The sequence below is a fragment of the Pseudomonas sp. ANT_H12B genome, assembly GCF_008369325.1.
In the GTDB taxonomy this organism is placed as follows: Bacteria; Pseudomonadota; Gammaproteobacteria; order Pseudomonadales; family Pseudomonadaceae; genus Aquipseudomonas.
In genome coordinates, this window is sequence record NZ_VOBI01000009.1 from 43,233 (window position 1) to 61,580 (window position 18,348).

18 protein-coding genes and 2 pseudogenes are annotated in these 18,348 nt (G+C 59.4%); 9 read left to right on the top strand and 11 right to left on the bottom strand.

All coding sequences use genetic code 11. The features are described from left to right. The first annotated feature begins 60 nt into the window (after window positions 1–60). The 3 genes from FQ185_RS15365 to tldD all read left to right on the top strand — a co-directional run bounded on the left by FQ185_RS15365 (window position 61) and on the right by tldD (window position 6,324). The gene (locus FQ185_RS15365) at window positions 61–3,864 is read left to right on the top strand and encodes a YhdP family protein (protein ID WP_149418144.1); all 3,804 of its coding nucleotides are present in this window, start codon (window positions 61–63) and stop codon (window positions 3,862–3,864) included. 151 nt (window positions 3,865–4,015) lie between these two features. Continuing rightward, entirely contained in the window at window positions 4,016–4,876 is an 861-nt protein-coding gene (locus FQ185_RS15370; protein ID WP_149418145.1) for a carbon-nitrogen hydrolase family protein, read from the top strand. 5 nt (window positions 4,877–4,881) lie between these two features. Continuing rightward, window positions 4,882–6,324 (top strand): metalloprotease TldD, encoded by a 1,443-nt coding sequence (tldD, locus tag FQ185_RS15375; protein ID WP_149418146.1) that lies wholly within the window; start codon window positions 4,882–4,884, stop codon window positions 6,322–6,324. A 48-nt stretch (window positions 6,325–6,372) separates the two neighbouring features. Here the strand turns inward: tldD and yjgA are convergent, their stop codons facing one another. Beyond that, entirely contained in the window at window positions 6,373–6,897 is a 525-nt protein-coding gene (yjgA, locus tag FQ185_RS15380; protein WP_059403243.1) for a ribosome biogenesis factor YjgA, read from the bottom strand. A gap of 108 nt (window positions 6,898–7,005) precedes the next feature. Here yjgA and pmbA point away from each other — a divergent pair, with 108 nt between their 5' ends. The 6 genes and pseudogenes from pmbA to FQ185_RS15410 all read left to right on the top strand — a co-directional run bounded on the left by pmbA (window position 7,006) and on the right by FQ185_RS15410 (window position 11,163). Beyond that, on the top strand, window positions 7,006–8,352 hold the full coding sequence (gene pmbA, locus FQ185_RS15385) for a metalloprotease PmbA (RefSeq protein ID WP_149418147.1): 1,347 nt from the start codon (window positions 7,006–7,008) through the stop codon (window positions 8,350–8,352). Window positions 8,353–8,591: 239 nt separating this feature from the next. After that, a pseudogene (locus tag FQ185_RS15390) lies at window positions 8,592–8,681 on the top strand (FagA protein); the annotation flags it as partial. Beyond that, window positions 8,682–9,171, top strand: a pseudogene (locus tag FQ185_RS15395) (lyase family protein); the annotation flags it as partial. 27 nt (window positions 9,172–9,198) lie between these two features. Further along, window positions 9,199–9,627, top strand: coding sequence for a hypothetical protein (locus tag FQ185_RS15400; protein WP_149418148.1), 429 nt, complete (start codon window positions 9,199–9,201; stop codon window positions 9,625–9,627). A 1-nt stretch (window position 9,628) separates the two neighbouring features. Then, window positions 9,629–10,240, top strand: coding sequence for a superoxide dismutase (locus FQ185_RS15405; RefSeq protein ID WP_149418149.1), 612 nt, complete (start codon window positions 9,629–9,631; stop codon window positions 10,238–10,240). A 29-nt stretch (window positions 10,241–10,269) separates the two neighbouring features. Then, complete coding sequence (locus FQ185_RS15410; protein ID WP_149418150.1) at window positions 10,270–11,163, top strand: ZIP family metal transporter; 894 nt, start codon at window positions 10,270–10,272, stop codon at window positions 11,161–11,163. A gap of 33 nt (window positions 11,164–11,196) precedes the next feature. Here the strand turns inward: FQ185_RS15410 and FQ185_RS15415 are convergent, their stop codons facing one another. The 10 genes from FQ185_RS15415 to FQ185_RS15460 form a co-directional block, all read right to left on the bottom strand. Continuing rightward, complete coding sequence (locus tag FQ185_RS15415; protein ID WP_149418151.1) at window positions 11,197–11,472, bottom strand: HPr family phosphocarrier protein; 276 nt, start codon at window positions 11,470–11,472, stop codon at window positions 11,197–11,199. 15 nt (window positions 11,473–11,487) lie between these two features. Further along, window positions 11,488–12,345, bottom strand: coding sequence for an RNase adapter RapZ (rapZ, locus tag FQ185_RS15420; protein WP_149418152.1), 858 nt, complete (start codon window positions 12,343–12,345; stop codon window positions 11,488–11,490). Between the two features lie 2 nt (window positions 12,346–12,347). Next, entirely contained in the window at window positions 12,348–12,812 is a 465-nt protein-coding gene (gene ptsN, locus FQ185_RS15425; protein ID WP_149418153.1) for a PTS IIA-like nitrogen regulatory protein PtsN, read from the bottom strand. Window positions 12,813–12,824: 12 nt separating this feature from the next. Next, window positions 12,825–13,133 (bottom strand): ribosome hibernation-promoting factor, HPF/YfiA family, encoded by a 309-nt coding sequence (gene hpf / locus FQ185_RS15430; RefSeq protein ID WP_007941242.1) that lies wholly within the window; start codon window positions 13,131–13,133, stop codon window positions 12,825–12,827. Window positions 13,134–13,207: 74 nt separating this feature from the next. Next, the gene (locus FQ185_RS15435; protein WP_149418154.1) at window positions 13,208–14,701 is read right to left on the bottom strand and encodes an RNA polymerase factor sigma-54; all 1,494 of its coding nucleotides are present in this window, start codon (window positions 14,699–14,701) and stop codon (window positions 13,208–13,210) included. A gap of 184 nt (window positions 14,702–14,885) precedes the next feature. Then, entirely contained in the window at window positions 14,886–15,611 is a 726-nt protein-coding gene (gene lptB / locus FQ185_RS15440; RefSeq protein ID WP_149418155.1) for an LPS export ABC transporter ATP-binding protein, read from the bottom strand. After that, the gene (gene lptA, locus FQ185_RS15445; RefSeq protein WP_149418156.1) at window positions 15,611–16,159 is read right to left on the bottom strand and encodes a lipopolysaccharide transport periplasmic protein LptA; all 549 of its coding nucleotides are present in this window, start codon (window positions 16,157–16,159) and stop codon (window positions 15,611–15,613) included. Before lptA ends, lptB begins: the two co-directional genes overlap by 1 nt. After that, the gene (gene lptC, locus FQ185_RS15450; RefSeq protein ID WP_149418157.1) at window positions 16,146–16,718 is read right to left on the bottom strand and encodes an LPS export ABC transporter periplasmic protein LptC; all 573 of its coding nucleotides are present in this window, start codon (window positions 16,716–16,718) and stop codon (window positions 16,146–16,148) included. The genes lptA and lptC overlap by 14 nt, the downstream gene beginning before the upstream one ends. Window positions 16,719–16,725: 7 nt before the next feature. Next, window positions 16,726–17,250 carry an HAD family hydrolase gene (locus FQ185_RS15455; protein ID WP_149418158.1) on the bottom strand — a complete coding sequence of 175 codons (525 nt, stop codon included), beginning with the start codon at window positions 17,248–17,250 and terminating at the stop codon, window positions 16,726–16,728. Then, complete coding sequence (locus FQ185_RS15460; RefSeq protein WP_149418159.1) at window positions 17,250–18,224, bottom strand: KpsF/GutQ family sugar-phosphate isomerase; 975 nt, start codon at window positions 18,222–18,224, stop codon at window positions 17,250–17,252. The genes FQ185_RS15455 and FQ185_RS15460 overlap by 1 nt, the downstream gene beginning before the upstream one ends. Window positions 18,225–18,348: the final 124 nt, after the last annotated feature.

Genomic DNA, 18,348 nt, shown 5'->3' on the forward strand with positions numbered 1-18,348 from the left:
CTTTACTAGAACGGCTGGCTTCAGCTTTTTGCAGTATTTTTGCCATGGGAGCCAACTGACATGGAACGTCTGACACGCATTTTGGCCGCACTGACCCGCTGGGGTCTGGGCCTGTGCGCGTTGGTATTGGTGTTGATGGCGTTGTACGTCAGCCTCGGCCGAGAGCTGACGCCGCTAGTGGCCGAGTACCGTACCGAAGTTGAAACCAAGGCGAGCGCTGCCTTGGGCATGCCGTTGAATATCGGCGAACTGGAAGGCAACTGGAGCGGTTTTGCGCCGATTCTGCTGGCTCACGACGTGATGGTTGGCGAGGGCGCCAATGCCTTGCGCCTGGATCAGGTGCGAGCGGTGCCGGATCTGTGGGCCAGCCTGATGGCTCGCGAAGTGCGCATCGCGCACCTGGAACTCAACGGCCTGAAGATCAGCCTCAAGGAAGGCGAAGACGGCCATTGGGCGCTGGAAGGTTTACCGGTGCAGCAGGATCAGCCGCTGGCCCCGGAACAGTTGCTCAATCGCATGCAGATGGTCCAGCAGTTGTCGGTACTCGACAGCCAGGTGACCTTGCAACCACTTGAGCATCCGCCTCTCACCCTGACGTACGTTGGCCTGAACCTGAAAACCGGCGCCTCCCGTCAGCGACTTGATGCGCGTTTGACCCTGCCCGACGGTCAGCCGGTGGCCATGAGCCTGCGCACCCGCCTAAGCGCCAGCCAGTGGAAGGATGGCGAGGCGCAGGCTTATGTGAGCCTGCCGCAAAGCGACTGGTCTAAATGGTTGCCCGAACGCCTGACCCAACAGTGGAATTTCTCCGAGATCAAGGCCGGTGGCGAGCTCTGGGTCAACTGGAGCAAGGGTGCCCTGCAAAGCGCCGCGGTTCGCTTGAACGCGCCGCAACTCAAGGGTGCCTACGCCGAGCGCAAGCCGATCCAGATCAATAATCTGGCGCTCAACGGGTATTTTCAGCGCAGTTCCGAAGGCGTCCTGCTGACTCTGGATTCGCTGGCCATGAACCTCGGCGAGACCCGCTGGGAATCGCACTTGCAACTCAGGCAAAGCGCGGCCACCGACAAATCCGAGGAGCTTTGGCATTTGCAAGCCGACCGCCTCGACCTCACCCCGATCACGCCGCTGCTCAATGCCTTGGGGCCGCTGCCTGAAGGCGTTGCTACGGCGGTCGAGCGTCTGAAAGTGACCGGTGGTTTACGCAACGTGTTGATGGACTTCCGGCCCAACGCGACCGACGACAGCAAATTCAGCTTTGCCGCCAATCTGGATCGGGTAGGCTTCGATGCCTATCACGGCGCACCGGCGGCGCGAAATGTCAGCGGCAGTATCAGCGGCGACCTGGGGCAGGGTGAGCTGCGGATGGACAGCAAAGACTTTGTCCTGCATCTGGACCCGATCTTCGCCAAGCCATGGCAATACATTCAGGCCAACGCCCGGTTGACCTGGAAACTCGATAAAGAAGGTTTCACCCTGATTGCGCCGTACCTGAAGGTGTTGGGTGAAGAGGGCAAGATTGCTGGCGACTTCCTGATCCGCCTGCATTTCGATCACACCCAGGAAGACTACATGGACCTGCGGGTCGGTCTGGTGGACGGTGACGGTCGTTACACCGCCAAGTACCTGCCGACAATGCTCAGCCCGGCGCTGGACGAATGGCTGCGTACGGCGATTCTAAAAGGCGCGGTGGACCAAGGCTTCTTCCAGTACCAGGGTTCGCTGAACCACGGCGCCGCCGAGACGGCTCGCAGCATCAGCCTGTTCTTCAAGGTTCACGATGCCGAACTGGCTTTCCAGCCGGGCTGGCCACATGTCAGCAAGGTTACGGGGGACGTGTTCGTTGAAGACAGCGGTGTGCGGATTTTGGCCAGCAAGGGGCAGTTGCTCGACACCCAGGTTCGCGACATCTACGTCAACATCCCCCACGTGCCTGCCGGGCAGAACTCCCATTTGTACCTCGACGGTGCGTTCGCTGGTGGGTTGGGTGATGGCCTGAAAATTCTTCAGCAAGCGCCGATCGGTACAGCCGAGACCTTCGCCGGTTGGGAAGGCGAGGGCGATCTGCAGGGCAAGTTGAAACTGGATATCCCGCTGGCCAAAGGTGAACAACCGAAGATCCTCGTCGACTTCAAAACCGCCAAGGCCCGCCTGAAACTGGCCGAACCGACCCTGGAACTTACACAGCTCAAAGGCGATTTTCGCTTTGACAGCGACAAGGGTTTGAGCGGGCAGAAGATCACCGCACGGGCTTTCGACAAACCCGTAACCGCACAGATTTTCGCCGATGGCAGCCCGGGCAACATCAAGACTCGCGTCGCCGCATCGGGTCAGGTTGAGGTCAAGAAACTCACCGACTGGCTGAGCGTGACTCAGCCGTTGCCGGTGTCCGGTTTGATCCCGTATCAATTGCAACTGAACCTTGATGGCGCCGACAGTCAATTGATGGTCAGTTCCAGCCTCGAAGGCGTAGCGGTCGATTTGCCAGCACCGTTCGGCATGGCGGCCGACGCGAGGCGCGACACCACGTTCCGCATGACCCTGCAAGGGCCGGAGCGGCGCTATTGGGTCAACTACGGTGAGCTGGCGAACTTCACGTTTGCAGCTCCGACCGGTAATTTTGCTGAAGGTCGCGGTGAATTGTTCCTCGGTGGCGGCAACGCCGTGCTGCCCGGCGCCAAAGGCTTGCGTGTACGTGGCGTGCTCTCGGAACTGGATGTCGGCCCGTGGAAAGACCTGGTGGACAAGTATGCGGGCCAGGATCCGGGCGGCAGTGCCAAACAGTTGCTCAGCAGCGCCGATTTCAAGGTCGGCAAGCTCAGCGGTATCGGCACCACGCTCGATCAGGCGTCGGTGCAATTGAACCGAAAACCGGCCGCGTGGGCCTTGCAGCTCGACAGTCAGCAGGTCAAGGGCGCCGCCAACATCCCCGATGCGAAAGCCGCGCCGATTGCGATCAATCTGCACTACGTACGTTTGCCGGCGCCAGATCCAACGGTTTTGGCTGACGAGAACTCACCGGACCCGCTGGCAACGGTGGACCCGACCAAAATCCCGGCGCTGGATATCACCATCAACCAGCTGTTCCAGGGCCAGGATCTGGTGGGCGGCTGGTCGCTGAAGGTTCGTCCGACCGCTAAGGGCATTGCGCTCAATGCGCTGGATCTGGGCCTCAAGGGCATCCTGTTGCAGGGCAGCGGCGGATGGGAAGGTGTGCCCGGTTCGTCCACAAGTTGGTACAAGGGCCGGATTAGCGGCAAAAACCTCGCCGATGTGTTGAAGGGCTGGGGTTTTGCACCAAGCGTCACCAGTGAAGAATTTCATATGGATGTCGATGGCCGCTGGCCGGGTTCGCCGGCCTGGCTGGCCACCAAGCGCTTCTCCGGAACCCTTGATGCTTCGTTGAATAAGGGCCAGTTTGTTGAAGTCGAGGGCAGCGCTCAGGCGTTGCGGGTATTTGGCCTGCTCAACTTCAACTCCATCGGCCGCCGTCTGCGTCTGGACTTCTCCGATCTGTTTGGTAAAGGCCTGAGTTATGACCGGGTCAAGGGCCTGCTGGTGGCGACCAACGGGGTATACGTAACCCGTGAGCCGATCTTGCTGACCGGCCCGTCGAGCAATATTGAGCTCAACGGTACTCTGGATCTGGTGGGCGATAAGGTCGATGCCAAGTTGTTGGTCACCTTGCCGGTGTCCAATAATCTGCCAATCGCTGCGCTGATCGTCGGCGCACCGGCCATCGGCGGGGCGTTGTTCCTGATCGACAAGCTGATCGGTGACCGCGTGGCGCGTTTTGCCAGCGTGAAATACACCGTCAAAGGCCCTTGGAAAGAGCCGAAAATCACCTTTGACAAGCCTTTTTGACTTTCTTTCTCTGAGCCCACGTCCTTGGCTGATGGAGTAGCATGGTCAAAGACTTTTATGTGGCGACGCGGGTTTATGTAGCAGCTGACGAAGCCTTCGGCAGCTGCTACAGGGGCCGCAGGTCGTGCAGATTTCATATAAGGAAAAGGGCATGTCTGTAGCGGTGATTCAAATGGTCAGCCAGAGCGATGTGCTGGCCAATCTGGCCCAGGCCCGTCGTCTGCTCGAGCAGGCGGCTGCCGGTGGCGCTGCGCTTGCCGTGCTGCCGGAAAACTTCGCCGCCATGGGCCGTCGCGACATTGCCGACATCGGCCGCGCCGAGGCGTCGGGCGAAGGTCCGATCCTGCCATGGTTGAAACAGACCGCACGCGACCTCAAGTTATGGATAGTAGCCGGTACATTGCCGTTGCCGCCGGTGGATGAGCCGACGGCCAAGGTGCATGCCTGCTCGCTGCTGGTGGATGATCACGGCGAAACCGTTGCACGGTATGACAAGTTGCATCTTTTCGACGTCGATGTGGCGGACAATCGCGGCCGTTATCGCGAATCCGATGACTATGCTTATGGCAGTGGGGTAGTGGTGGCCGACACGCCCGTCGGTCGGGTCGGCCTGACGGTGTGTTATGACCTGCGCTTCCCGGAGCTCTACAGTGAATTACGAGCTGCCGGCGCCGAGTTGATTACTGCGCCGTCGGCATTTACCGCCGTGACCGGCGCGGCGCATTGGGATGTGCTGATACGCGCGCGGGCCATCGAGACTCAATGTTATGTGCTCGCGGCCGCCCAAGGTGGGACTCATCCGGGGCCGCGAGAAACCTGGGGGCATGCTGCAATCATCGACCCGTGGGGTCGCGTGCTGGCGCAACAGGATCAAGGCGAGGCCGTGCTGCTGGCCGAACGCGATAGCAGCGAACAGGCGTCCATCAGGGCGCGGATGCCGGTGTCCAGTCACCGGCGCTTTTTCTCGCAGGGCGCCCAGCGACCTGCCCGGAACGACGAATTTAAGGCGTAAAAAATATGAGCGAGTTGTTGTCCTCAGTCAGTGAGCACCTCCTGGCGCCCGGCGGCGTAACGATCGAGAGCCTGCAAGGTGTGCTCGGCGATCTGGCCGGCCCGGGCATCGATGCTGCCGACCTGTATTTCCAGGGGCAGATCTCCGAGTCCTGGGCGCTGGAAGACGGGATCGTCAAGGAAGGCAGTTTCAACCTCGACCAAGGTGTCGGCGTACGGGCGCAATCGGGTGAAAAAACCGGTTTTGCCTACAGCAATGCGATCACCCTCGAAGCCTTGGGCGCGGCGGCTCGCGCGGCGCGTTCGATCTCCCGGGCCGGGCAGAACGGCACCGTGCAAGCCTTCACTACCCAGGATGTCGCCCAGTTGTACGGGCCGGACAATCCGCTGGAAGTGATGACGCGCGCCGAGAAAGTCGAACTGCTCAAACGCATCGACGTCGCGACTCGCGCCCTCGACCCGCGAATCCAGCAAGTCACCGTGAGCATGGCCGGCGTCTGGGAGCGAATCCTCGTGGCATCCACCGACGGCAGCCTGGCGGCAGATGTGCGACCGCTGGTGCGCTTCAACGTCAGCGTGATCGTCGAGCAGAACGGTCGCCGTGAGCGCGGTGGTCATGGCGGTGGCGGTCGTACCGATTACCGATATTTCCTCAGTGACGACCGCGCCATGAGCTATGCCCGTGAAGCGTTGCGTCAGGCGCTGGTCAATCTCGAAGCCATCCCTGCACCGGCCGGTACGTTGCCGGTGGTATTGGGTTCTGGCTGGTCCGGCGTATTGCTGCACGAAGCTGTCGGCCACGGTCTGGAAGGCGACTTCAACCGTAAAGGCAGTTCGGCCTATAGCGGACGCATGGGCGAGATGGTTGCGTCCAAGCTCTGCACGATTGTCGATGACGGCACGCTGGCCGGTCGCCGCGGTTCCCTGAGCGTCGACGATGAAGGCACCCCGACCGAGTGCACCACGCTGATCGAAAACGGCGTACTCAAAGGCTACATGCAGGACAAACTCAACGCCCGCCTGATGGGCGTGGCCCGCACCGGTAACGGTCGTCGCGAATCCTATGCGCACCTGCCGATGCCGCGGATGACCAACACCTACATGCTCGCCGGCGAAAGCGACCCGGCAGAAATCATTGCCTCGGTGAAGCGCGGCATCTACTGCGCCAACCTCGGCGGCGGTCAGGTGGACATCACCAGCGGCAAGTTCGTGTTCTCCACCAGCGAGGCGTACTTGATCGAAGACGGCAAAATCACGGCCCCGGTCAAAGGCGCAACATTGATCGGCAACGGTCCGGAAGCCATGAGCAAAGTGTCGATGGTCGGTAACGATCTGGCGCTGGACAGCGGCGTGGGGACGTGTGGGAAAGATGGGCAGTCGGTGCCGGTGGGTGTCGGCCAGCCAACGCTGAAAATCGATGCGATCACTGTGGGTGGCACAGGATCTTGATGGATGGAGCTTCGGGTGAGCCGCTTCGTGGCTCACCCGATTCGAGATTTAACGCAGACCGCGTTGAGTCTCGTCCAGCTCACGGATGTACTTGAAGATTTTACGGCTCGAAGCCGGTGGCTTGTTGGTCGCCAGTTCGTGCTGGGCCTGACGGATCAGGGAGCGCAATTGCTGACGATCAGCCTCCGGGTAGTCGACCACGAACTTCTCCAGGACGCCGTCGTCGCCAGCGATCAAGCGATCGCGCCAGCGTTCCAGGCCATGGAAACGTTCGTTGTACTGCCGGGTGGAGGCATCGAGTTGATCGAGCAGCGTCAGAATGGCGTCAGTGTCCTGATCGCGCATCAGTTTGCCGATGAACATAAGGTGCCGTTTACGCGCGATATTCGCGGTGTGCTTGGGGGCATCGGCCAGGGCCCGGCGCATAGCGTCGGTCAACGGCAGTTTTGCCAGCAAGTCAGGCTTGAGCGTTGTAAGGCGCTCGCCGAGGTCAACCAGAGCATGAAGCTCGCGTTTAACCTGGGATTTGCTTTTTTCTCCCGTATCGAGGGAGTCGTCGTAAGAATCAACCATGGTGGCCGTCCGCAAAGAAACGCCGCCATGATAACCAGTCGGGGGCCGCTTGTCCGGCCCGGTCGCTCGAAGGCCCCAGCCGAAAGCAGAATTTGAGTGGAGAACAGCATGAGTGCAGTTGAAAGCGTCGGCCCACAAGCGTTGCCGGCACTGCAAGAACAAGTCGAGCAGATCATCGCTGAAGCCAAGCGTCAGGGTGCCAGTGCGTGTGAAGTGGCCGTGTCTCTGGAGCAGGGCCTGTCCACGTCGGTGCGTCAGCGAGAAGTCGAAACCGTCGAATTCAACCGTGATCAAGGCTTTGGCATCACCTTGTATGTCGGCCAGCGCAAGGGCTCGGCCAGCACCTCGGCCAGCGGTCCTGAAGCCATTCGCGAAACGGTCGCCGCTGCGCTGGCCATCGCCAAGCACACGTCTGAAGACGAAGCCTCAGGTTTGGCAGATGCCGCGTTGATGGCCAAGGATCTGCAGGATTTCGACCTGTTCCATCAATGGGACATCACCCCGGAGCAAGCCATCGAACAGGCCCTGGCCTGCGAAGCGGCGGCGTTTGCCACTGACAGCCGGATCAAGAACGCCGACGGCACCACCCTCAGCACTCACCAGGGCTGCCGCGTGTACGGCAACAGCCACGGTTTTATCGGCGGCTACGCGTCAACACGCCACAGCCTGAGCTGCGTGATGATTGCCGAGGCCGATGGCCAGATGCAGCGTGATTACTGGTACGACGTGAACCGCCAGGGCAACTTGCTGGCCGACCCGGTGAGCATCGGCCAGCGTGCCGCGCAACGGGCGGCGAGCCGTCTGGGCGCGCGTCCGGTACCGACCTGCGAAGTGCCGGTGCTGTTTTCCGCGGAACTGGCCGGTGGTTTGTTCGGCAGTTTCCTCTCGGCGATTTCCGGCGGCAGTCTGTATCGTAAATCCTCGTTCCTTGAAGGCACGCTGGGGCAGAAACTGTTCCCGGAATGGCTGACCATCGATGAGCGTCCGCATTTGATGCGCGCCATGGGCAGTTCGGCGTTTGATGGCGATGGTTTGGCGACTTATGCCAAACCGTTCGTCGAAAAAGGCGAATTGGTGTCGTACATTCTTGGCACCTATTCCGGTCGTAAGCTCGGCATGCCGAGTACTGCCAACGCCGGTGGCGTGCACAACCTGTTCGTTACCCATGGCGACGAAGACCAGGCCGCCTTGCTGCGTCGCATGGGGCGCGGCTTGTTGGTGACCGAACTGATGGGCCAGGGACTGAACATGGTCACCGGCGATTACTCCCGTGGCGCGGCGGGTTACTGGGTCGAGAACGGCGAAATCCAGTTTGCGGTCCAGGAAGTGACCATCGCCGGCAACATGCGTGACATGTTCAAGCAGATCGTCGCGGTCGGTAATGACCTGGAATTGCGCAGCAACATTCGCACAGGTTCGGTGCTGATCGAGAGGATGACGGTGGCGGGTAGCTAAACCCCGACCGTTATACAAAAAAGGCGCGCCACCCAATCAGGTGGCGCGTCTTTTTTATTGAGCTCACGCAAGGAGCGGGCTTGCCCGCAATGGCGGTGGATCAGGCGACAAATATGTTGATGTACCGGCCTCATCGCGGGCAAGCCCGCTCCCACAATGAATTCGGCATTCGTCATCGGGGTTGTTTTGGTTCTCATTATCATCTAATAATAAATCTCATTGACGAATGGGCCCGGATCATGAGTTCTGCCTCGCACGAGCAGCCTTACCTCGAAAGCTGGCACTGGATGAGTCGCCAGATCCGTTGCGCGATGGACCCCGACGAGCCTCCGGAATTTGCCGCGCGCTTGAGTCAACAACTGAGCGATCTGACTCACGTTCAATTCAAACCAGGCAAGGATCTGTTTGCGCTGATCGGTTCCCAAGACACCGCGGTGGCTGTTTCCGGACAGCTTAAAGCGTCAGCGGTCTCGGTGAAATCGAACTCGAAGCCTTGCAGCCGGGCTCGTCGATCATGCCTGGCAAGGTCAACCCGGTGATCCCGGAAGCCAAGCCATGGTCGCCGCTCAAGTGATTGGCAATGACACGGTCATCACCATCGCTGGCCAGTCGGGTAATTTCGAACTGAACGTGATGCTGCCGATCATCGCCCAGAACCTGCTGAGCAGCATCGGTTACCCAAAAGCCGCGGAGATCGCCAAGAAGGCCTATCAGCAGGGCCGTCCGGTGATCGATGTCGCCCTGGAACACACCGACCTGACACGCAGCCAACTGGAAGAGCTACTCAATCCTGAAAAGCTCACCGCAGGCGGCGTGTAATCACCGCTACCGCTTTGGAGGCTCACCATGGAGCACTGGAAACGCACGATCGAAAGAGCAAATCGCTGTTTCATGCTGGGCGAACTGGTCGATGCCCGCGAGGCTTATTTGCAGGCATTGGCCCTGGCCCAGGTGTTGTTCGAGCGCTGGGCGGATGTCGATGAAGCGGTGGCAGCCTGCGTGATTTCCCACCACAACCTGGCAGACCTGCATTTGCGTCTGAACCAGCCGGAGGAGAGCGCCGAATACCTGTGTGCGATCCATCAGCGGTTGTTGCAGACCATGCAGGACCCACGACTGGCACCAGCCCTGCGCGAAGCAGCGCTGCGCCAGAGCAGCAAAACCTACGTCGAGCTGCTGAATTTCATCAGCGAACACGGCGAGTATCCGCGCACCCATCGGTTGCTGCACATCGATGCCGCTTCGCCTGCGCCACTACATCATGGAGTCCATTGAAATGGCTTTTACGTTGCCTGCCTTGCCTTACGCCTACGATGCCCTGGAACCGCATATCGATGCGCAGACCATGGAAATCCACTACACCAAACACCACCAGACCTACATCAACAACCTCAACGCAGCGGTCGAAGGCACCGAGTTTGCTGAATGGCCGGTGGAAAAACTGGTGGGCGCTGTGCAGCAATTGCCAGAGAAGCTCCGCGCTGCCGTGATCAATCAGGGCGGCGGTCACGCCAACCATTCGCTGTTTTGGGAGGTGATGGCTCCTCACGGCGGTGGCAAACCTGAAGGCGAATTGGCCAAGGCCATTGATGAGCAACTGGGCGGCCTCGAGCGTTTCAAGGAAGCCTTCACCAAAGCGGCATTGACCCGTTTTGGCAGCGGCTGGGCCTGGCTGAGTGTGACGCCGCAAAAGACTTTGATCGTTGAAAGCAGCGGTAACCAGGACAGCCCGTTGATGAATGGCAATACGCCGATCCTTGGCCTGGATGTCTGGGAGCACGCGTACTACCTGCAGTACCAGAACCGCCGTCCGGAATACATCAATGCGTTTTACAACGTGATCAATTGGCCTGAAGTTGCTGCGCGCTATCAGGCTGCACGGGTTTAAGTCGTCTACAAAACCATCCAAGGCTGACTATGGGCACTGAAACACCGGCGATCGGAAGCGGGCGAATGTTTCGTTACACGTTTGGATCACTGTTATTGCTGGCGGGGATGACTTTATCGGCTGCCCAAGGGCTGGTGTGGCTGGTTCTCGAGCCGAAATTGCTGCGCGCGCTGCAAGGCGGGGCGATCTGCGCCCTGGGCACGGCTTTGGGCGCGGTGCCGGTGCTGGTGATTCGGCGGATGCCCCAGGCAGTCAGCGACACGCTGCTCGGTTTCGGGGCGGGGGTGATGCTGGCTGCGACGGCCTTTTCGTTGATCGTTCCGGGTATCTCCGCCGCCGAAAGCCTGGGGCTGACGCCTTGGGCGGCCAGCGGCCTGATCAGCTTCGGTATCATGCTCGGCGCGTTCGGGCTGTTTCTGGTGGATCGAAAGGTCTCCGGGGCCAGTCCGGAAATGTTGGTGGGCACGCTGGAGCGACCGGTCATTCCGCCCCGGATCTGGTTGTTTGTGTTTGCCATCATCGCCCACAACATCCCCGAAGGCATGGCCGTCGGGGTCTCGGCTGGTGGTGGAATGCCTGATGCTGACAGCTTGGCCATGGGTATCGCTTTGCAGGATGTGCCGGAAGGTTTGGTGATTGCGTTGGTATTGGCCGGGGCGGGGATGTCGCGAGTCAAGGCGTTCCTGATCGGTGCGGCGTCAGGGTTGGTCGAGCCGGTGTTCGCGCTGTTGTGCGCGTGGCTGGTGAGTCTGGCCGAGTTGCTGTTGCCTTTGGGGTTGGCGCTGGCGGCCGGGGCAATGCTGCTGGTGGTCACCCACGAAGTCATCCCCGAGTCGCGCCGCAACGGTCACGACAAACTGGCCAGCCTTGGCTTGTTGATCGGTTTTTGCTTGATGATGGTGATGGATACCGCGCTGGCCTAGAAGGAAGACGCTGACTTTATAGCAGGGCGAGTACTACTCGCCTTCGTCGAAGAAGTTATTGATCAACGCGACCAGCGCATCCAGCGCTTCCCTTTCCTGCTCGCCTTCCGTACTCAGATAGATTTTGGTGCCCTTGCCGGCCGCGAGCATCATCATGGCCATGATGCTTTTGCCGTCGACCGTGGAGTCTGGCGTGCGTCCTACCCTGATCGTGCAATCCTTGAATTGGCCGGCGATCCCAACGAATTTTGCAGAAGCACGGGCATGCAGGCCCAGCTTGTTGATGATTTCAATTTCCAGAGCAGGCATCGCGATGTGAATCCTTTAGCTGAGGTCGCGGTGGCGGACCTGGACGTTCTTCAGGGTTTTTTGCAGGACCTGACCCAGACGTTCGGTCAGGTAGACGGAGCGGTGATGCCCGCCGGTGCAGCCGATGGCAATGGTGACATAGGCGCGGTTGCTGGCTGCAAAGCGGGGCAGCCACTTGAGCAGATACGTGGAAATGTCCTGGAACATCTCTTCGACATCCGGCTGTGCCGCCAGGTATTCGGCAACCGGTTGATCGAGCCCGGACTGGTCACGCAACTCCGGCTTCCAATACGGGTTGGGCAGGCAGCGCACGTCGAACACCAGATCGGCGTCCACCGGCATGCCGCGCTTGAAACCGAAAGACTCCACCAGGAACGCAGTGCCGGGTTCGGGCTGGTTCAGCAGGCGCAGCTTGATGGTATCGCGCAGTTGATACAGGTTCAGGTTGGTGGTGTTTACTTTGAGATCGGCGAGGTCGGCAATTGGCCCGAGCAGGCTGGTTTCATCGTTGATCGCCTCGGCCAGCGAACGATTAGCAGTGCTCAGCGGGTGGCGACGGCGGGTTTCCGAGAAGCGTTTGAGCAGTGTTTCTTCGTCGGCATCCAGGTACAGGACATCGCAGTGGATGTGCCGGCTGCGGACTTCTTCGAGCAGTTCCGGAAACCGCGACAAGTGGCTTGGCAAGTTGCGCGCGTCGATGGATACCGCAACCAGCGGCTGTGGTAGTTCGGTGTGAATCAGCGCGCGTTCGGCCAGCTCTGGCAGCAGGCCTGCGGGCAGGTTGTCGATGCAGTAGTAGCCGTTGTCCTCGAGGACATTGAGCGCGGTACTTTTACCGGAGCCTGAGCGGCCGCTGACGATGATCAAGCGCATGATTAGTGACCGTTTTGCTCGCTCAGGACAACCTGATACAAGGCTTCATTGCTCGGGGCACTGCGCAGTTTCTCGCGCACTTCCTTGCGGTCGAGCATGCTGGCGATCTGGCGCAGTAGCTCCAGGTGCGCATCGGTGGCGGCTTCCGGGACCAGCAGAACGAACAGCAGGTCAACCGGGGCACCGTCGATGGCGTCGAAATCGATGGGGGCGTCCAGGTGCATCAAGGCGCTGATGGGCGAGGTGCAGCCCTTCAGGCGACAGTGGGGGATGGCGATGCCGTTGCCAAAACCGGTGGAACCGAGTTTTTCACGGGCAATCAGAGCCTCGAAGACATCTTGCATCTCCAGATCCGGCACTTCGCGATGGATTAGGTTGGCAATTTGCTCGAGGGCTTTCTTTTTACTGCCGCCCGGCACGTTCACGAGGGAACGGCCGGGGGTCAGGATGCTTTCAAGTCGGATCATGGGTTGGGAGTGTTAACGACCGGTTGCGCCCTGGAGGAGGCTCTGGGTCTTTTCCTTATGCTTTTTGAGTTGTTTATCCAGCTTGTCGGTCAATGCGTCGATCGCCGCGTACATATCAGTATGCTCCGCGTTTGCGACCACTTCATTGCCGGGAATATGCAACGTGGCTTCGATTTTCTGCTTGAGCTTTTCAACCGTCATCGTGACCTGCACGTTGGTGATCTTGTCGAAATGCCTCTCTAATCGTTCGAGTTTTTCGCCGATGTAGGTGCGAAGAGGTTCGGTCACTTCCAGTTGGTGTCCACTGATGTTGACTTGCATACAGCTTCTCCTTCGTTGCCAGTGCATAAAGCGGTAGATCAGATGATCTACCACTGGAACGCTGTGGCGTGGCTCTACATCAACCGCTTGCGTTCGCTCGAAGGCGCGATCCCAAGAGATTCGCGGTACTTGGCGACGGTGCGGCGAGCCACCTGAATGCCTTGTGCCTCCAGTAAACCAGCGATCTTGCTGTCACTCAACGGCTTTTTCTGATTTTCCGCGGCAACCAGTTTTTTGATGATCGCGCGGATCGCCGTGGACGAGCATTCACCGCCCTCGGAGGTGCTCACGTGGCTGGAGAAAAAGTATTTCAGTTCATATATGCCCCGGGGGGTATGCATGAATTTTTGCGTGGTCACCCGTGAAATCGTCGATTCGTGCATGCCCACCGCTTCGGCAATGTCATGCAAGACCAGCGGCTTCATGGCTTCGTCGCCGTATTCAAGAAAGCCGCGCTGATGCTCGACGATCTGAGTGGCAACTTTCATCAGGGTCTCGTTGCGGCTTTGCAGGCTCTTGATGAACCAGCGGGCCTCTTGCAACTGATTGCGCATGAAGGTGTTGTCGGCGCTGGTGTCGGCGCGGCGCACAAAACCGGCGTATTGGGCATTCACCCGCAGACGTGGCACCGATTCCTGATTGAGCTCCACCAACCAGCGCTCGTTGTCCTTGCGCACGATCACATCGGGAACGACGTACTCGGCTTCGCTGGACTCGATCTGCGAGCCCGGACGCGGGTTGAGGCTCTGGACCAGTTCTATCACCTGGCGCAGTTCGTCTTCCTTGAGCTTCATGCGACGCATCAGCTGGCTGTAGTCGCGGCTGCCGAGCAGGTCGATGTAATCGGTGACCAGGCGTTTGGCCTCGACCAGCCAAGGCGTCTTCGCGGACAACTGGCGCAATTGCAGCAGCAGGCATTCGCCCAGGTTGCGGGCGCCGATGCCGGCCGGTTCGAATTGCTGGATGCGGTGCAGGACGGCTTCGATTTCGTCCAGTTCAATGTCCAGTTCCGGATCGAAGGCTTCGAGGATCTCCTCGAGGGATTCGTCCAGATAGCCTTGATTATTGATGCAGTCGATCAAGGTCACGGCGATCAGGCGATCGGTGTCGGACATCGGTGCCAGGTTCAGTTGCCACAGCAAATGGCTTTGCAGGCTTTCGCCGGCCGATGTACGGGTGGTGAAGTCCCACTCATCGTCATCGTTGCTTGGCAAGCTGCTGGCGCTGGTCTGGTAGACGTCTTCCCATGCGGTATCGACGGGCAGTTCGTTGGGGATGCGCTCGTTCCAGTCGCCTTCCTCAAGGTTATCCACCGTCGGGGCGGTTTCCTGGTAGGAGGGTTCCGAAACATCGGCGTTGGGTAGCTGTTCGGCTTTGTCGGCCAAGGGGTCGGCATTATCGAAGTCGTCGCCTTCTTCCTGGCGTTCGAGCATCGGATTGGACTCCAGCGCCTCCTGGATTTCCTGTTGCAGGTCCAGGGTCGACAATTGGAGCAGGCGGATGGCCTGTTGCAGCTGCGGTGTCATCGTCAGCTGCTGGCCCATTCTCAAGACTAGCGATGGTTTCATGGCAGGGGCTTAACACCTTATTCGCCGGCGCACATGCGCCATCCACTACAGGGCGCCGAAGCGCCAAACATAAGCAAATTATATGCCTGAAACTGAAGTGTTTGCCTAGAGCGCCGTAACAATAAAAACATATTGATTTTTTATTGAGTCGGGCGCTGTGTCAGCGAGCCAGGCACATCAGCCCTTACAGGCGGAATTCATGGCCCAGATACACTTCCTTGACCAGTTCGTTGGCGAGGATGGTGGCAGAGTCACCTTCGGCGATCAGTTGGCCATCGTTGACGATGTAGGCGGTTTCGCAGATATCCAGGGTTTCACGGACGTTGTGGTCAGTGATCAATACGCCAATGCCCTTGGCTTTGAGGTGATGGATGATCTGCTTGATGTCGCCCACCGAAATCGGGTCCACGCCGGCGAAGGGTTCGTCGAGGAGGATGAATTTCGGATTGGTGGCCAGTGCCCGGGCAATCTCCACGCGGCGGCGTTCACCACCGGACAGGCTCATGCCAAGGTTGTCGCGAATGTGGTGGATGTGGAATTCCTGCAGCAGGCTTTCCAGCTCCTTGCGACGACCGGTCTTGTCGAGCTCCTTGCGGGTCTCGAGGATCGCCATGATGTTGTCGGCTACCGAGAGTTTGCGGAAGATCGATGCTTCCTGCGGAAGATAGCCGATACCGGCCTTCGCACGACCGTGCATCGGCTGGTGGCTGACGTCCAGGTCGTCGATCAGTACGCGACCCTGATCGGCCTGTACCAGGCCGACAATCATGTAAAAGCAGGTGGTCTTGCCGGCGCCGTTGGGACCTAGCAGTCCGACGATCTGACCGCTGTCGATGGACAGGCTGACGTCGCGCACGACCTGGCGGCTCTTGTAGCTCTTGGCCAGATGCTGAGCTTTCAGAGTTGCCATTACTGGGCCTTTTGCTCGTCGGTTTTCTTTTTCGGCTGGATCACCATGTCGATGCGCGGACGCGACTCGGTGACCTTGTTGCCTGTGGCACGACCGGCGCTCGCGAGCTTTTTCTCGGTGTCGTAGACGATTTTCTCGCCTTGGGTGACGTTGTTATCTTTGTCGATGACCTTGGCGCGATCGATCAGCACGACGCGGTTTTGCGAGGCGTGGTACTGGATAGTCACCCCGTAACCCTGAACCGGCTTGGTGTCGCCCGCAGTTTGCAGTTGCTCGAAGTAAGCAAGGTTGCCCACTGAAGTCACTACGTCAATGTCGCCGGCCGGGGTGCGGGTGATGGTCACGGTATTGCCGGTGACCTTCATCGAACCCTGGGTGATGATCACATCACCTTTGTAGGTGGCGATACCTTGTTTGTCGTCCAGTTGGGCGTCGTCGGCCTGGATGCGGATAGGCTGCTGTTGATCTTCCGGCAGAGCCCAGGCGCTCACGCTTCCCAGTGCTGCGCCCAGACCGAGCAAAATAGGGAGGGTTTTAACGAGCCTCATACTGTCCTCTTACGTTCGATAGCAGGTGTATCCTGCTTTCTTTCAAATACGCTTTCATTCCCTTGCCGGTCGACACACCACCAGCGCCGTCGATTCTAACGGGTTGCTCGGTCTGCGCATATTGCTGCTGCGGGAACACTGTCATGCGGGTGGTGGTAATCAGGGTTCTGCGGTTTTTCTCGTCGAAGCGGGTGATGCGCACCGAATCGATCAGCTCGACCTGAGTGCCGTCCGGATTGACTTCACCCTTCTCGCTCTGGACATGCCAGGGGAACTCGGTGCCGCGAAACATGTTCAGGTCGGGATTGGTCAGTAACGTCACTTCGGTCGCTTTCAGGTGTTCGACCTTGTCAGATGTCATTTCGTACTGCAATTTGCCATCCGGCAGGTACTGCACGCTGTGGGCATTGACGGCGTAATAGTCGATCGCGGTTTCATCGACCTTTACTACCGGTTTGTCGAGAAAGCGTTCCGGGCTGATGTTCCAGTAGCCGACCGCCGCGAATATTGCTGCGATGCAACCGAACACCAGGAATTTGCGAATCTTTTTGCTCAGCATAGTTGGCTCACAGGTACGCGGCGTTGGCCGCATCAAGGCGGCCCTGGGCGCGCAGGATCAATTCGCAGAATTCGCGAGCGGCACCCTCGCCACCGCGGGCCAGGGTGATGCCGTGAGCGTGTTCACGCACGAAACTGGCAGCATTGGCCACCGCCATGCCCAAACCGACGCGGCGAATCACCGGCAGGTCCGGCAGGTCGTCGCCGAGGTAAGCGACTTGTTCATAGCTTAGGTTGAGTTGGGCAAGAAGCTCGTCGAGCACCACCAGTTTGTCTTCGCGACCCTGGTACAGGTGTGGAATGCCGAGGTTCTTCGCTCGTCGCTCGACCACCGGGGTCTTGCGGCCGCTGATGATAGCGGTCTGCACGCCAGCTGCCATCAACATCTTGATGCCTTGGCCGTCGAGGGTGCTGAACGTCTTGAATTCGCTGCCGTCTTCGAGGAAATACAGGCGTCCGTCGGTCAGGACGCCATCGACGTCGAAAACCGCCAGCTTGATGTTCTTGCCGCGTTGCAGCAGGTCGGTGGTCATTACATTACTCCTGCGCGCAGCAGATCGGACAGGTTGAAGGCGCCAATCGGACGATCCTCCTTGTCCACCACCACCAGCGCGTTGATTCGATGGTCTTCCATGATTTTCAGGGCCTCGGCTGCCAGCATGTCGGGACGGGCGGTCTTGCCGTGAGCGGTCATGACCTCGTCGATGGTGGCATGATGGATATCGATGGCGCGGTCGAGGGTGCGGCGCAAATCGCCGTCGGTGAAAATCCCGGCGAGTTTGCCATCGGCTTCAATGATGGCGGTCATGCCCAGGCCCTTGCGGGTCATTTCCATCAAAGCGTCCTTGAGTAGCGTGCCACGTTGCACCTGGGGCAGCTCTGCGCCGGAGTGCATGACGGTTTCCACTTTCAGCAGCAGGCGTCGGCCAAGCGCGCCACCGGGGTGGGAAAAGGCGAAATCTTCAGCGGTAAAACCGCGGGCTTCCAGCAGCGCAACGGCCAGGGCGTCGCCCATGACCAGCGCGGCAGTGGTCGACGAGGTCGGTGCCAGGTTCAGTGGGCAGGCTTCGTGCTCGACGTGAACGTTGAGATTGACCTCGGCAGCCTTGGCCAGCGGGGAGTCGGGATTGCCGGTCACGCTGATCAATTGAATGCCCAGTCGCTTGATCAGCGGCAGCAGGGTGACGATTTCATTGGTGGAACCGGAGTTCGACAGCGCCAGGATGATGTCGTCGCGAGTGATCATGCCCATGTCACCGTGGCTGGCTTCGGCCGGGTGTACGAAAAAGGCCGTAGTGCCGGTGCTGGCCAGGGTGGCGGCGATTTTGTTGCCGATGTGCCCCGACTTGCCCATGCCGACCACAACCACGCGGCCTTTGCTGGCCAGAATCATCTCGCAGGCACGTACGAAATCTGCGTCGATATGGGGCAGCAAGCCTTGTACGGCTTCCAGTTCGAGGCGGATGGTGCGTTGTGCAGATTGAATCAGGTCGCTGGATTGGCTCATGTCAGAAATCGTATAGCCTGATGAAAAGGCGGCGATTATAGCGGTAATGATTGAAACCCTCACGCAAGTTCGTCGCGCTTTGTCATTCCGTGTTACCGAATACACCTGAATAGAAGCTTTTACC

Excerpts from the sequence above, each read along its gene's own strand:
- FQ185_RS15365 (WP_149418144.1), top strand. The coding sequence starts at position 61 with ATGGAACGTCTGACACGCATTTTGGCCGCACTGACCCGCTGGGGTCTG.
- FQ185_RS15370 (WP_149418145.1), top strand. The coding sequence starts at position 4,016 with ATGTCTGTAGCGGTGATTCAAATGGTCAGCCAGAGCGATGTGCTGGCC.
- tldD (WP_149418146.1), top strand. The coding sequence starts at position 4,882 with ATGAGCGAGTTGTTGTCCTCAGTCAGTGAGCACCTCCTGGCGCCCGGC.
- yjgA (WP_059403243.1), bottom strand. The coding sequence starts at position 6,897 with ATGGTTGATTCTTACGACGACTCCCTCGATACGGGAGAAAAAAGCAAA.
- pmbA (WP_149418147.1), top strand. The coding sequence starts at position 7,006 with ATGAGTGCAGTTGAAAGCGTCGGCCCACAAGCGTTGCCGGCACTGCAA.
- FQ185_RS15400 (WP_149418148.1), top strand. The coding sequence starts at position 9,199 with ATGGAGCACTGGAAACGCACGATCGAAAGAGCAAATCGCTGTTTCATG.
- FQ185_RS15405 (WP_149418149.1), top strand. The coding sequence starts at position 9,629 with ATGGCTTTTACGTTGCCTGCCTTGCCTTACGCCTACGATGCCCTGGAA.
- FQ185_RS15410 (WP_149418150.1), top strand. The coding sequence starts at position 10,270 with ATGGGCACTGAAACACCGGCGATCGGAAGCGGGCGAATGTTTCGTTAC.
- FQ185_RS15415 (WP_149418151.1), bottom strand. The coding sequence starts at position 11,472 with ATGCCTGCTCTGGAAATTGAAATCATCAACAAGCTGGGCCTGCATGCC.
- rapZ (WP_149418152.1), bottom strand. The coding sequence starts at position 12,345 with ATGCGCTTGATCATCGTCAGCGGCCGCTCAGGCTCCGGTAAAAGTACC.
- ptsN (WP_149418153.1), bottom strand. The coding sequence starts at position 12,812 with ATGATCCGACTTGAAAGCATCCTGACCCCCGGCCGTTCCCTCGTGAAC.
- hpf (WP_007941242.1), bottom strand. The coding sequence starts at position 13,133 with ATGCAAGTCAACATCAGTGGACACCAACTGGAAGTGACCGAACCTCTT.
- FQ185_RS15435 (WP_149418154.1), bottom strand. The coding sequence starts at position 14,701 with ATGAAACCATCGCTAGTCTTGAGAATGGGCCAGCAGCTGACGATGACA.
- lptB (WP_149418155.1), bottom strand. The coding sequence starts at position 15,611 with ATGGCAACTCTGAAAGCTCAGCATCTGGCCAAGAGCTACAAGAGCCGC.
- lptA (WP_149418156.1), bottom strand. The coding sequence starts at position 16,159 with ATGAGGCTCGTTAAAACCCTCCCTATTTTGCTCGGTCTGGGCGCAGCA.
- lptC (WP_149418157.1), bottom strand. The coding sequence starts at position 16,718 with ATGCTGAGCAAAAAGATTCGCAAATTCCTGGTGTTCGGTTGCATCGCA.
- FQ185_RS15455 (WP_149418158.1), bottom strand. The coding sequence starts at position 17,250 with ATGACCACCGACCTGCTGCAACGCGGCAAGAACATCAAGCTGGCGGTT.
- FQ185_RS15460 (WP_149418159.1), bottom strand. The coding sequence starts at position 18,224 with ATGAGCCAATCCAGCGACCTGATTCAATCTGCACAACGCACCATCCGC.